Annotated in this window: 10 protein-coding genes; 9 read left to right on the top strand and 1 reads right to left on the bottom strand. The window is 45.9% G+C overall.

The features are described from left to right. Positions 1–161: 161 nt before the first annotated feature. From QUA02_RS24560 to QUA02_RS24530, 7 genes are all read left to right on the top strand, one after another. The gene (locus QUA02_RS24560) at positions 162–647 is read left to right on the top strand and encodes a hypothetical protein (RefSeq protein WP_333031653.1); all 486 of its coding nucleotides are present in this window, start codon (positions 162–164) and stop codon (positions 645–647) included. A 169-nt stretch (positions 648–816) separates the two neighbouring features. Continuing rightward, positions 817–2,760 carry a carbamoyltransferase family protein gene (locus QUA02_RS24555; protein WP_333031652.1) on the top strand — a complete coding sequence of 648 codons (1,944 nt, stop codon included), beginning with the start codon at positions 817–819 and terminating at the stop codon, positions 2,758–2,760. Positions 2,761–2,869: 109 nt separating this feature from the next. Beyond that, positions 2,870–3,277 (top strand): SxtJ family membrane protein, encoded by a 408-nt coding sequence (locus QUA02_RS24550; protein ID WP_333031651.1) that lies wholly within the window; start codon positions 2,870–2,872, stop codon positions 3,275–3,277. After that, the gene (locus QUA02_RS24545) at positions 3,278–3,442 is read left to right on the top strand and encodes a DUF5989 family protein (protein WP_333031650.1); all 165 of its coding nucleotides are present in this window, start codon (positions 3,278–3,280) and stop codon (positions 3,440–3,442) included. A 4-nt stretch (positions 3,443–3,446) separates the two neighbouring features. Further along, complete coding sequence (locus QUA02_RS24540; RefSeq protein ID WP_333031649.1) at positions 3,447–4,679, top strand: SGNH/GDSL hydrolase family protein; 1,233 nt, start codon at positions 3,447–3,449, stop codon at positions 4,677–4,679. 13 nt (positions 4,680–4,692) lie between these two features. Further along, positions 4,693–6,018, top strand: coding sequence for a hypothetical protein (locus QUA02_RS24535; protein WP_333031648.1), 1,326 nt, complete (start codon positions 4,693–4,695; stop codon positions 6,016–6,018). A gap of 6 nt (positions 6,019–6,024) precedes the next feature. Further along, on the top strand, positions 6,025–7,359 hold the full coding sequence (locus tag QUA02_RS24530; RefSeq protein ID WP_333031647.1) for a hypothetical protein: 1,335 nt from the start codon (positions 6,025–6,027) through the stop codon (positions 7,357–7,359). A gap of 65 nt (positions 7,360–7,424) precedes the next feature. On the opposite strand, the gene QUA02_RS24525 is transcribed toward QUA02_RS24530, so the two are convergent. Beyond that, a complete protein-coding gene (locus tag QUA02_RS24525; RefSeq protein WP_333031646.1) occupies positions 7,425–8,756 on the bottom strand; it encodes a hemolysin family protein in 1,332 nt (443 codons plus the stop codon). Positions 8,757–9,190: 434 nt separating this feature from the next. On the opposite strand from QUA02_RS24525, the gene mfd reads away from it, so the two are divergent. After that, positions 9,191–12,757, top strand: a complete 3,567-nt coding sequence (mfd, locus tag QUA02_RS24520; protein ID WP_333031645.1) for a transcription-repair coupling factor — start codon at positions 9,191–9,193, stop codon at positions 12,755–12,757. A 24-nt stretch (positions 12,758–12,781) separates the two neighbouring features. Further along, positions 12,782–13,447 (top strand): S-layer homology domain-containing protein, encoded by a 666-nt coding sequence (locus QUA02_RS24515; protein ID WP_333031644.1) that lies wholly within the window; start codon positions 12,782–12,784, stop codon positions 13,445–13,447. The last annotated feature ends 206 nt before the right edge of the window (positions 13,448–13,653 follow it).

Genomic DNA, 13,653 nt, shown 5'->3' with positions numbered 1-13,653 from the left:
TCCGCATCATCCACCGTGAAACTGCATTAACCCGTGGGGCCCGTAAGCGTCAAAAAACCTCTGAAATCACCAACAATCTAGATACAAAAACCGCCCTCAGCCAACGCACAATTTCTGTACTCTGTTAAGATCGCTCAATATCTTGACAAACAGCCTGATCTATGCAGACTTTCAAAAAATCAACCCGACCTTTCAACCCTCAAGATACATATCCCTGTCCCGTGTGCCGCACCGGTCAAATTTCCACCATGCCGATGATGGAAGCCCTAGCTTGCAACTTCTGCCAGCACATTTTTACCGCAAGCGTTGAAAGACAATCGCTCAAAATGGCCGATCGCCAACCGCCCGTAACTTGGCACTGGAACGGCAAACGGTGGATAGGAGCCCACCTCGAAGGCGTAGAATTCGGATGGCCCTATTTTGCAGCAGCGATCGGTCTAATTTTCCTTCCCACTACCTTGCTGGGACTTTCAGCTTACTATTTTCCCCCGGTTCCCGGCAGCCGCTTGTCGTGGCTGCCCGCAGCTTGGACGGGCTTAGCTTTTTTGTCCCATTTAGGCATTGTGCTGTGGCTGATCGGTGAATTTTATCAATTCCCGGTGGCAACTTACTTCAGAGCTTGGGGGCGCAGGATTGGCCGGCGCTAGCTTAAATGCTCTCAAAAAGCCGATCGGCCGAGGACGGCGCACCGACATCGATCCAGGTAAAATTAGAGGCGATCGCAAAACTCAATTCCCAATCAGCACTTAAGCAGCTATAATCGATAGCTATTCTAAATAGTCAGATACAAACGCATTGCGATTTGTGAGGAGACGAATGAACATACTTGGAATCTCGGCGTACTATCACGACAGCGCCGCAGCCTTAATTCGCGACGGAGAAATTATAGCCGCAGCGCAGGAAGAAAGATTTTCCCGCAAAAAGCACGACGCCAGATTTCCCAAGAATGCGATCGCTTATTGCTTGAAAGAAGCGAACATAGATTTGCGGGAACTCGATCGCATAGTCTTTTACGACAAACCTTTAGTCAAATTCGAGCGCCTTCTCGAAACCTATTTAGCCTACGCACCCCAAGGTTTTCGCTCTTTCGTAACCGCCATGCCGATATGGCTAAAAGAAAAGCTTTACCTCAAAACCATGCTCAAAAGAGATCTGGCAGCAATAGCAAACTGTAAAACGAATAAACTGCCATCTCTGCTATTTACCGAACACCACCAATCCCACGCAGCATCGGCATTTTTCCCCAGCCCGTTTCAAAAAGCAGCCGTTTTGTGCCTCGACGGCGTGGGCGAGTGGGCTACAACCTCAGTTTGGTTGGGAGACGGGAACGAACTTACACCTCAGTGGGAAATCGATTTTCCCCACTCCTTGGGTTTGCTTTATTCAGCTTTCACCTATTACACAGGCTTCAAAGTCAACTCTGGCGAATACAAACTCATGGGTTTAGCTCCTTACGGCGAACCCAAGTATGTAGACAAAATTCTCAACTATTTAATCGACCTCAAAGATGACGGAACTTTCCGTTTGAACATGGATTATTTCAACTATACTGTTGGCTTAACCATGACAAACAAGAAGTTTGACGAACTGTTTGAAGGGCCGCCGCGTCAAGCTGAAGGAAAATTGACTCAGCGGGAAATGGACATTGCAGCTTCCATTCAAGTTGTTACCGAAGAAGTTGTTCTGCGGCTTTGCAGAACAGTTAAAAAAGAATTGAATGTCGATTATCTTTGTCTTGCCGGCGGCGTTGCTCTCAACTGCGTTGCTAACGGCAGACTCTTGCGGGAAGGTATTTTCAAAGATATTTGGATTCAGCCGGCGGCGGGAGATGCTGGCGGTGCTTTGGGCGCGGCTTTGGCGATTTGGTATCAGTATTGCGAATCATCGCGCGATGTTGTGGCGGGCGATCGCACAATTGCGAATAATAATGTAGAAGAGAAAACAGAAGCCCTGAGTGCAAACCAAGCGGTGGCAACTGTTACTAAGTCTACTGCTCATTTAACTTGTCGCGACCAAATGCGCGGTTCGTATTTGGGGCCAAAGTTTAGCGATGCAGAAATTCTCGAATATTTGGATGCTGTCAAAGCCAGCTATCACCGATTGGACGATGCCGAATTAATGCCGCAGTTGGCTGAAATTTTGGAACAGGGAAATGTGGTGGGATGGTTCCAGGGGCGGATGGAATTTGGGCCGCGGGCTCTGGGCGGTCGATCGATAATTGGCGACCCCCGCAATGCTAAGATGCAGTCGGTGATGAACCTGAAAATTAAATATCGGGAATCCTTTCGACCTTTTGCGCCGTCAATCTTAGCCGAACGAGTTGCGGATTATTTCGAGATTGACCATTCCAGCCCTTATATGCTATTGGTAGCACCTGTCAAATCCAGTCTCCGCATTCCGATGACTCCCGAACAAGAGCAGTTGTTTGGCATTGAAAAGCTCAACATTCCGCGATCGGAGATTCCGGCTATCACCCACGTCGATTACTCGGCTCGCATCCAAACTGTTCACAAAGAAACCAATCCTCGGTACTATGACTTAATCAGCCATTTTGAAGAGCGATCGGGCTGTTCAATTGTGGTAAATACGTCTTTCAACGTGCGAGGCGAACCCATTGTTTGCACTCCAGAGGATGCTTACCGCTGTTTCATGCGAACGGAAATGGACTATCTGGTTTTAGAGAATTTCTTGCTTCCCAAGTCCGAACAAATTCCTTGGAAACAAGATGATGCTTGGAAAAATGAATTTGAACTCGATTAGTCATTAGTCATGAGTCATTAGTTATTGGTTCTTTAACAATGAACCAATAACAAATAACAACTAGCAACTAACAACTAACAACTGACAACTAACAACTGACAACTGACTAATGAGCGACGAAATTAAAAAACTCGATAAAAAAGGCTTGCGCGATTTCGGACTGCTAATTGGCGGGCTGATAGCAGTCCTGTTCGGTTTAGCAGTACCTTTACTGCGGCGGCATTCTATACCTTGGTGGCCCTGGATTGTCGGCGCAGTGCTAATTGTGTTAGCGTTAGTTGCGCCGAAATCGCTAAATCCCGTTTATCACGCATGGATGCGCTTTGGACTGATTCTCAACAAAATCGAAACGCCGATCGTCTTAGGAATAGTTTTTTACCTGATAATTTGGCCGATGGGAGTTATCAAAGGCCTGTTTGGCGAAGATGCAATGCGGCGAAAACTGAATCCAAAAATGGATACTTACCGCGTCCCCAGTAAAGCAAGAACCAAAGTTAGTATGGAGCGTCCTTTTTAAGTGTTTGAAGCAACTTTAGATTTTCTCAAAGATTTGTGGGCGTTTATGAGAGAACGCCAAAAGTATTGGCTGTTGCCGTTAATTGTGACTTTAGTCTTTTTGGGAGCTTTGATTGTCTTGAGTCACGGTTCTGTGATTGCTCCGTTTATTTACACGCTGTTTTGAAAGAATGAGCAAGTTGAAGAATTTGGGTGTCAATATAGGTTTGACACTCGGCGGTTTATTGATGGGGGTGATAATTGGTGAAATTGGATTGCGAGTTGCGGGGATTGAAGGCTATCCAAAAATAGGAGATTTCGTAGACTCGGCGCCAACTCGTTTCCACACTTCCGATCCGAACTTGGGCTGGAAGCTGAAACCGGGTGCGTCGGGGGAATGGAATGGGGAAGGTGCGAGTTTTGTGCAGGTGAATAGCGAGGGCTTGCGCGATCGCGAACACACAAAAGCAAAACCTCCAAATACTTTGCGGGTGGCGGTTTTGGGCGATTCTTTCACCGAAGCAATTCACGTACCTGTCGAACAAACTTTCTGGTCGAAATTAGAACGAAAATTAGGCAATTGCGCGGCCGTCAAGGGGAAAAAAAATGTTGAGGTAATTAATTTCGGAGTGCAGGGTTACGGTACTGCTCAAGAATTAGTTATGCTGCGAAAAAAGGTGTGGGATTACAATCCTGATATTGTAGTGCTTGCCTTTTTTACTGGCAATGATGTGATTAACAATTCCGCGAAACTCGAATACGATCGCTACCGACCATTTTTTGTGTATGATGCTAGCGGTAAGTTAGTACCGGATATGTCTTTTCGCAATCTGGCGCCGATCGATCGCAACGAAAGAGCTGTTTCCTTTGTTGACAAGTTACCTGGGTGGCTTGTCAGCAATTCCAGGATTTTGCAGGTTGCGAAAAAGGCGGATTTAGAGCGGAAAAAGCGGCAGTTGTCTGAGGATTTTACGGCTTTGAGTGCCAAAAATCTCAAGCCGCCGGAGAATGCTGTTTGGGAAGATGCGTGGAAAGTGACAGAAGGTTTAATCGTGAAGCTGCGGAATGAAGTAGTGCAGAAAAATGGTGATTTCTTGCTGGTAGTTATCGGCGATCCCATCCAAGTCGAGCGCGATCCGGCGAAGCGCAAAAAGTTTATGCAGGAAAACAATATTCAGGATTGGTTTTATCCCGACAGGAGGCTGGAAAAATTGGGCGCGCGCGAGGGTTTTCCGGTATTAACTTTAGCCGAACAGTTCCAAGGTTATACTGAAAAATATCAAGTTTGCGTCCACGGTTTTGACAATTCTGTACCCTGCGGCGGCCACTGGAACGAAATCGGACACCGACTGGCCAGCATCAAAATCAACCAGAATTTGTGCCAACAATTGAAGCAGTCTCAACTGCCAAAGCGTCAACCGTAATTTGTCTAATTTTATGAAAGATTCAACGCTATTAAAAAAAGGCAAAAATCTATCGGTTTTAATCGCTGTAAATTTGGCGATCGCATTTGTTTGTCTGGAAGCTTTGTCGCTAGCTTTTTATTTTATCAACCAAAAGCAGTTTTTTTATACCCGAACTAAAACCAAAGAAAAAGTAGTAGAAGATATTGAGAGGATCGGAATTAGGCTAGATGAGTCGATTGTAGAAAGACTGCACCCGTTTTTTGGCTACGTACTCAAACAAGGTGCTTTTACCAATGAAAAATTAAAATTAAAAGTCAACAAACAGGGCTTTTTTTCCCTCTACGATTATCCGTTTATTAAAACCAATAAAAATCAAGTTATTATCGGAATTTTTGGCGGTTCGGTTGCCAACAATTTTGCAGTAGATGAATATGTCACTCGAAGATTGTCTAATAAATTGAAGACTTATCCAGAATTTGCAAACAAGGAAATTATTGTTTTAAATTTTGGCAACGGCGGCTACAAACAGCCCCAACAATTATTAATTTTAAATTACTTTCTGGCTTTGGGTCAAAAGTTAGATTTAGTCATCAATATTGACGGTTTTAACGAAGTAGCGCTGTCAAATCTAAACAACAAAGCCCAAGTAGAAATAGGAATGCCCAGCGTTCAACACATACAGCCTCTGACGGGTTTAGCCAACAACAACTTGTCACCGGAAGCGATGAGTTCGATCGTGCAAATTAACGAAATCAAAAAACAGTTGAAAGCAGGTATCGACAAATTGCAAACTTGTCAACTTGCTTTGTGTCACGCTGTTACCTCGCTACAGGTGAAACAATTAGTCAACAATTACCAGCAAGCAGTTGTCAAGTACGATTCGCAAGTCAAACAATCGAACCCAGACACGGCAAATAGCGGTATAGTATACATTCCAAAAGCTGACTCTGTTTTGCAAGATGCCGCTGCTTTTGACAAAATGGCATCGATGTGGTATCAATCCTCGATCGGGATGAATCAAATTTTATCAACTAGAAATATCCCCTATTTTCACTTTATCCAGCCCAACCAGTATTATCCAACTAAGCGAGTGTTTACCGCGAAGGAAAACGAAATCGCGATTGACAACAAGAGTCCTTACATTGAAGGGGTGAAAAAAGGTTATCCGGTGCTGTTGTCCAAAGTAGACGACCTGCAAAAAGCTCGGGTTAATATTTTTAGCGCAGTGAATATTTTAGACAATACAAAAGAGACGGTTTACAAAGATGCCTGCTGTCACTATAATTCAGTAGGAGACGAAATACTGGCAAACTATGTTTCTAGTTCCATTATTAAAATAGTAAGAGAGTCGAAATAGATATTTATGAAAGATTTAAAATTTTTGAAAAAAGGACAAGAATTCCTAAAGATCGCTCTAGTTAACTTAGTGCTTTTACTGGTTTTCCTCGAACTCGGCTCCCTGGGATGGTATTTTGTCAAACACAAGCAATTTTTCTATACTAGGGAAAAGACGCAAGATAAGTCGGCTCTAGGGATTAATTTAGAAGGAGTGCGACTGAATCAGTCTATTGTCGAAAGGTTTCATCCTTTTTTTGGGTTCATCCAGAAACCCGGCCCCGACTTTCGCCCCGGTTTTAAAAATAACAACTATGGGTTTATCTCACCTTACGATTACCCTTTCCAAAAGACTAAACCCAATCAATTTATTATCGGAGTATTTGGCGGTTCAGTTGCTTCGGGCTATGGAATATTTGAAGTCCAAAATCAAGTTCTCCCTAAATACCTCAAACAGTTGCCTGGTTTAAAAGATAAAGAATTCATTATTTTATCTTTTGCCACGGGAGGTTACAAACAGCCGCAGCAGTTGCTAATTTTAAATTACTTTTTGGCTTTAGGTCAAGAACTCGATATGGTGGTCAATATCGACGGCTTTAACGAAGTAGCCCTTTCAAATTTAAACAATCAAAATAAAGTCGATTTGGCGATGCCAAGCATTCAGCACATCCTGCCGCTGACAAACTTAGCCAGTAATAGCCTTTCTACAAAAGCGATGAAAGCGACGATCGCAATTAAAGAAAATAAAGCTAGGATTAATCAGGGTTTGAACAGTTTGCAGGAATGCAAGTTAGCTGCGTGCGATGCTTTAACTTCTGTTTACGTTCAAAACTTGGTAAACAACTACCGAAAAGATGTCATCAGGTTTGAAAAAGAGAGCAACAAAACGCAGAAAGATGACGGCGGCAGCGTGATTTATCTCAATCTTAAAAATTCTGTTATGAAAGATGATGCTGCTTTTGAACAAATGGCCCAGAATTGGGCGAAAAGTTCAATATTTATGAATAAAGTATTGTCTGCTAGTAATGTGCCGTATTTTCACGTGCTCCAGCCCAATCAATACTATCAGACAAAAAGGGTGTTTGGCGCAGATGAAAAGCAAATTGCTTTTAACAAGGATACTCCTTATGCTAAATCTGTGCAAATTGGATATCCGGCTCTTTTCAAAAAAATTCCTAATTTGGAAAAAAATAATATAAATCTAGTGAATGCTGTCAATGTTTTTGACAAGACTAAAGATGCTGTTTATGTAGATAGCTGCTGCCACTACAATCAAGCTGGAGAGGTGGTTTTTAGCAATTATGTAGGCCGTTCTATTCTGGAATCTTTGCGGAAGGATGGGGCTAGAAGCAAAAAAAAGTAGGTCTGAAATATCCGCTTGATTGTGGATAGGGTGCGCATTGCGCACCTTACCGCTGAGTTCAAATTTTAGGTTTTTGGTTGGGTTCTAGATCGATCGCCCGTTGGCTCGATCGGCATTACCAATATCTTATCAACTCGGTTGCCGTCCATATCGACTACTTCCACGCGCAAACCGTTCCATTCAAAATGCTCGGCTGCTGCGGGAATTTTGCCCAAATTTGTAATCACAAAACCGCCCATTGTGTGGTAACTTCCTTTGTGTTCTGCTGACAATTCTTCGATTCCAAACAGCTCAAAAAAATCTTCGACTGCTAGCATTCCGTCTAACAGCCAAGAACCGTCTTCGCGCTGCACGGCTTGTGGCTCGTCCGCATCTTCAATCGAGGGAAAGTCGCCAACCAGTTCGACTAAAATGTCGTTGACTGTAACCAATCCTTGAATCACGCCGTATTCGTCTACTACCAAGGCAATTTGATTGCTAGATTGTTTGAAAAGTTCTAATACTTTTAAACCCCGCGTGCTTTCCGGCACAAATAAAGGTCGTCGTAAAGAAGCGCTTAAATCGAGGGGTTGACCGGTCAAAGTGCGAGACAGCATATCGGTAACGTGTACTAAACCGACAACGTTGTCGAGCCCGCCCTGACAAACTGGAAACCGAGAATGACCGCTGCCGAGCATTTTTTGGCGGTTTTCTTCTACTGAGTCGTCGAGGTCGAGCCAGACAAGATCGGGCCGCGGGGTCATTAAGGCGCTGACTCGCCGATCGCCCAAACGAAAGACTCTTTCCACCATATCTTGTTCGGCTTCTTCAAAAGTGCCGGCTTCGGTTCCTTGCTCTATTAAAACTTTAATTTCTTCTTCTGTGACTTGCGGTTCCGTCGAGGGCAAAATCCCCATGATGCGCAGCACTAATTCCGTGGAATAACTTAAAACATAAACCGCAGGAGCGCCTATTTTTGAGAGCATTCGCATGGGAATGGCGACGCTTGAGGCGATCGGCTCAGGGTTGTTGAGGGCCAGCCGCTTCGGCACGAGTTCGCCAATAATTATGGTCAGATAAGTTATGGTTAAAATTGCGATGACTGAGGCGATCGTGTGAGAGTAGGGCCCCAGGGCAGGAATCAGTCGCAACAAAGGCTCTACTCTTTTAGCAATGGTCGTTTCTCCCAAAGCGCCCGACAGAATAGCCAGCAGCGTAATCCCGATTTGAACTGTCGGCAAGAACTGATTTGGGGCATTAGCCAGATCCAAAGCTACACGGGCATTCGTTGAACCCTGGTTTGCCATCTGTTGCAGTCTCACCTTCCGTACTGAGATGATGGCCATCTCTGACATCACAAACACGCCATTGAGGAAAACCAGCAGGAGAACAATCAGAATATCGGTACTTGGAGACATTTCTAAAATTATTCGGTAGTAACGGCGAAGCGCTCTTCCCGGTTAGTCGATTTTAGATTTTAGATTTTAGATTTTAGATTGACTCCGCAGCCAGTATCTGGGGGATTTCCCTAATGTCTAAAATTTTTCGATCTTCACAACTTGAGTCGGGGGCTTGTATCCGTCTTTGGGTGCAGTAACAGGAGAGGTCTGGAAGCTGTCAATCTCGATCGCAAAATCGAAATTGTTTCTCAACCTGGCCCTATATTAACGGAACTGGCTCATTTCGATCGCAAGTTCGAGATATTTAGAGAAGACCTGTAGCAAAAATCTACCCGCAGTTCAGTGGAACTACCAAGAGCCGATCGCCACAATGATAGATGTTTGTCGTACAATCTTCCTTAGTAGGTAGCAGGGAAGAGCCTTCGCCCATCGGGGATTAAAATTAACAGCGCATGACTTTCTCTTCGATAATTCGTACCCTGGGGCGATCGCCCCTAGCAACAGAACTTCTCAACAAGCTCAAACGGCATCACTGCGTGCAACTGTCCGGCATCGCCCGCTTGCCTAAAGGTTTAGTAGCTTCCGCCCTAGCACAGCAAGAGGGGCGAAACCTATTGGCCGTGACGGCAACTCTCGAAGAAGCCGGCCGCTGGGTGGCCTCTTTAGAAGCGATGGGCTGGCAAACTGTACATTTTTACCCGACTTCGGAAGCTTCGCCCTACGAGCTATCTTACTCCGACGAGAACGAAATGACTTGGGGACAAATGCAGGTGCTGGCGGATTTGGTAGACAAGGAAGAAAAAAGCGCCAATTCGTCTAAGCCGATCGCGATTGTAGCTACAGAAAGAGCTCTCCAGCTTCACTTGCCACCTATAAGTGCTTTTGAACCCTACTGTCTGACACTGAATCGAGGTGCGGTTCAAGACTCGAAGATACTTGACCGCCAACTTGCCTCGATGGGGTACGATCGGGTGACTCTGGTGGAAATGGAGGGCCAGTGGAGCCGCCGGGGCGATATTGTCGATGTGTTTCCGGTGGCGGCCGAGTTGCCGGTGCGGCTGGAGTGGTTCGGGGATAGTTTGGATCGACTGCGGGAGTTCGATCCATCGAACCAGCGATCGCTAGATAAGGTCGATCGGTTAGTTTTAACTCCTACTAACTTTAACGCAATTATTAAAGCGGTTTTAGCCCAAAAAAATCTTGACGAAATCAACCAAATAGGCTCTCTTGACACAGAAAATGAAGCCGAAAAATTTGTCCGCAGGCTGTTGGGTTTGGCTTTTGAGAAACCTGCGTCTTTGTTAGATTATTTGCCCGAAAATACTTTAGTTGTAGTTGACGAACCGGAAGGGTGCGAAGCTCACAGCGACCGCTGGTTCGAGAACGCGCAGGAACAGTGGGAAAATTGCGATCGGCAAACGGAAGTTGCGGATGGGGAAACCGAAAAGTTACCAATTGCTAAGTTGAAAGTTCCGAAAATTCACCGCACTTTTGCTGAATCTATGGCAGATGTCGCAGGTTTCGACAGACTTGAACTTTCAGAATTGGCAGAAGATTCTACTACTAAAAAAGCTCAAAGCTCTACAGAGGGCGACCCGCTACCGGCTGCGATTAATTTGGCTTCTCGGCCTGTGCCGGTGATGCCTCACCAATTTGCGAAGCTGTCTCAAATGCTCAGGGAAGAGCGCGATCGGGGTTTTACAGTTTTTCTAGTTTCTGCTCAACCGAGTCGCTCTGTTTCTCTGCTGTCGGAACACGACTGTCCGGCTCAGTTTGTGGTGAATCCTCGCGATTTTTTGGCGATCGACAAATTGCAGTTGCAGCACGTTCCGGTTGCTTTGAAGTACAGCGGGTTGGCAGAATTGGAAGGGTTTATTCTGCCGACTTTTCGGATAGTTTTAATTACCGATCGGGAATTTTACGGCCAGCATTCCCTGGCTACTTTTAGCTACGTCCGCAAGCGCCGCCGCGCTGCTTCTAAAAAAGTTGACCCGAACAAGCTGAGTCCGGGCGATTTTGTGGTTCACCGCCAGCACGGAGTGGGCAAGTTTCTTAAGTTGGAACGCTTGACGATCGATCGCGAAACTCGCGAATATTTGGTGCTGCAATACGCTGACGGTACTCTGAGGGTGGCGGCCGACCAGTTGGGGGCTTTGTCGAGGTTTCGGACTGTAGGCGATAAAGTACCCGATCTAAACAAACTGACTGGTCAAACTTGGGAAAAAACTAAAACAAAAGTTCGCAAAGCTGTTAAAAAATTGGCAGTGGATTTGCTGAATCTTTATGCTAAAAGAGCTAAGCAACAAGGTTACGCTTTTCCTCCCGATATGCCTTGGCAGCAAGAGTTGGAGGATTCTTTTCCCTATCAACCAACGCCGGATCAGTTGAAGGCAACTCAAGATGTCAAACGCGACATGGAGGGCGATCGACCGATGGATCGCCTGGTCTGCGGCGATGTCGGTTTTGGCAAGACAGAAGTTGCTCTGAGAGCTATTTTTAAGGCGGTTACAGCGGGCAAGCAGGTGGCTTTGCTCGCACCGACGACGATTTTAACCCAACAGCACTATCACACGCTCTCGGAGCGTTTTTCCCCTTACCCGATCGAAGTTGGTTTGCTCAATCGCTTTCGCACAGAAACCGAACGCCGGGAGATTCACAAGCGTTTGGCAACTGGGGAGTTAGATGTGATTGTCGGTACTCAATCTGTTTTGAGCAAAGCGATTAAATTTCGGGATTTAGGCTTGTTGGTTGTGGACGAAGAACAGCGGTTTGGGGTCAAGCAAAAGGAAGCGATTAAAGCTCTGAAAACTGAAGTAGATGTCCTGACTCTCACCGCAACGCCGATTCCCCGGACTTTGTATATGTCGCTGTCGGGGATTCGGGAGATGAGTTTGATTGCGACTCCGCCACCGAGTCGGCGTCCGATTCAGACGCATTTATCCCCCTACAATTTGGAAGCGGTGCGGACGGCAATTCGTCAAGAATTGGACAGGGGCGGTCAGGTGTTTTATGTGGTGCCGCGGATTGAGGGGATTGAGGAGTTGGCGGATACGTTGCAGGAGATGGTTCCGGGGGCGAGAATTGCGATCGCCCACGGTCAAATGGAGGCTTCGGAACTAGAATCGATCATGCTGACTTTCAGTGCGGCGGAGTTCGATATTTTGGTGTGCACGACGATTATTGAGTCGGGTTTGGATATTCCGCGAGTCAATACAATTTTAATTGAAGACGCGCAGCGGTTCGGTTTGGGTCAGCTTTACCAGTTGCGGGGACGGGTGGGACGCGCGGGGATTCAAGCTCACGCTTGGCTGTTTTATCCGAAGCAGAACAAGCTGTCGGATGCTGCAAGGCAGAGGTTGCGGGCTATTCAAGAGTTCGCGCAGTTGGGTTCTGGCTATCAGTTGGCTGTCCGAGATATGGAAATTCGGGGCTCCGGTGATGTTTTGGGTACTGAACAGTCGGGTCAAATGGAGGCGATCGGTTTTGATTTGTATGCTGAAATGTTAGAGGAAGCTATTCGCGAAATTAAGGGTCAGGAAATTCCGAAAGTGGAGGACACGCAAATCGACCTCACTTTGACAGCGTTTATTCCTGCTGATTACATCGCGGATTTGGATCAAAAGATGAGCGCTTATCGGTCTGTTGCTTCTGCTAATACTCCAGAAGAGTTGGAGCAGATTCGGGCCGATTGGTGCGATCGCTACGGCCCCATTCCTATTCCGGCCCAGCAACTTATCCGTGTTGTCGAACTCAAACAAATCGCCAAGCAAATCGGTTTTTCTCGCATTAAACCGGAAAATAAGCAGCACATTGTTTTGGAAACGCCGATGGAGGAACCTGCTTGGAATTTGCTCAAGGCTAATTTGCCGGAACATTTGCGCTCTCGTTTTGTCTACAGCAAGGGGAAGGTTACTATTCGAGGTATGGCGGTTTTGACTGCCCAAAAGCAATTGGATAATTTGATTGATTGGCTGGGTAAAATGCAGGGCGCTTTGCCGGAAGCAAATGTTTTATTTTAAGATAACATCCCGGAATATCAAATCGTGAAAAAGTTAGTATGTGTTTTTTTTGCGATCGCGATAGTGCAAGGAGTGCCAATGGCGGTTAAAGCTCAACAAATAATTGACCCGATCGACCGGGTTGTGAGTGCAGGATTGATGAAAAAAGATGCGATCGGCAATTTTAATGCTGAGGGCATTCTCAGCCGCGCCGATTTGGCGGTGATTTTAGTCAAAACTTTTGGTTTGGAACGGCGGAAAACTGCTCAGAAACCGGATAGGGAATTGCCGGACGTACCTAAGAGTTACTGGGCTTACAGTGCGATTCAAACTGCTTTGAAAACGGGCACGATGAGTGGATATCGCGACGGACTGTTTTTCCCAAATCAAAGGGTAACTCGCGCTGAAGCTTTGGCGATTTTTGCTCAAGCTTACGGGGTTTTTCAGTTTCCTGACGCCAGTGTTGCCGAGATTTTAGCTAAGTATCCAGATGCAGGCGAAATCCCTAATTGGGCTAGAAAGTCTATGGCTACTGCACTTTATGAAGGGTTTGTTAATGTTGAACTCGGAACTAATAAAATTAATCCTTTGAAGCCGATGAGTCGCGGTGATATCGCTTACGCTTTGAGCAAGTATTTGGAGCGGCAGGTAAGGCCCACTTCTTTGCCTGTCCCGGACGAGGAGCCTCCTAATCGCGGCATCGGGCGTTAAATATCTTGGAGTTGTGAGTGTTGAGTTGTGATATCGTTTCCGGTTGCATCGGAATAATATATTTGGATAATGTCAGTGCGAGCTTAAGAGCTCGCGAGCCACGCCGCGAGCTCTTAAGCTCGCACTACATAGGGCTTGCTGAATAAGTTAGAAAAAATCGCGATCGCGTAGCTAACCGCAGACATCGCACTTGATGGGCAATTCAA

Source organism: Microcoleus pseudofavosus SVA1_A4, assembly GCF_036700565.1.
Lineage (GTDB): Bacteria > Cyanobacteriota > Cyanobacteriia > Cyanobacteriales > Microcoleaceae > Microcoleus.
This window is presented reverse-complemented; position numbering and strand designations above follow the sequence as displayed.

Excerpts from the sequence above, each read along its gene's own strand:
- QUA02_RS24560 (WP_333031653.1), top strand. The coding sequence starts at position 162 with ATGCAGACTTTCAAAAAATCAACCCGACCTTTCAACCCTCAAGATACA.
- QUA02_RS24555 (WP_333031652.1), top strand. The coding sequence starts at position 817 with ATGAACATACTTGGAATCTCGGCGTACTATCACGACAGCGCCGCAGCC.
- QUA02_RS24550 (WP_333031651.1), top strand. The coding sequence starts at position 2,870 with ATGAGCGACGAAATTAAAAAACTCGATAAAAAAGGCTTGCGCGATTTC.
- QUA02_RS24540 (WP_333031649.1), top strand. The coding sequence starts at position 3,447 with ATGAGCAAGTTGAAGAATTTGGGTGTCAATATAGGTTTGACACTCGGC.
- QUA02_RS24535 (WP_333031648.1), top strand. The coding sequence starts at position 4,693 with ATGAAAGATTCAACGCTATTAAAAAAAGGCAAAAATCTATCGGTTTTA.
- QUA02_RS24530 (WP_333031647.1), top strand. The coding sequence starts at position 6,025 with ATGAAAGATTTAAAATTTTTGAAAAAAGGACAAGAATTCCTAAAGATC.
- QUA02_RS24525 (WP_333031646.1), bottom strand. The coding sequence starts at position 8,756 with ATGTCTCCAAGTACCGATATTCTGATTGTTCTCCTGCTGGTTTTCCTC.
- mfd (WP_333031645.1), top strand. The coding sequence starts at position 9,191 with ATGACTTTCTCTTCGATAATTCGTACCCTGGGGCGATCGCCCCTAGCA.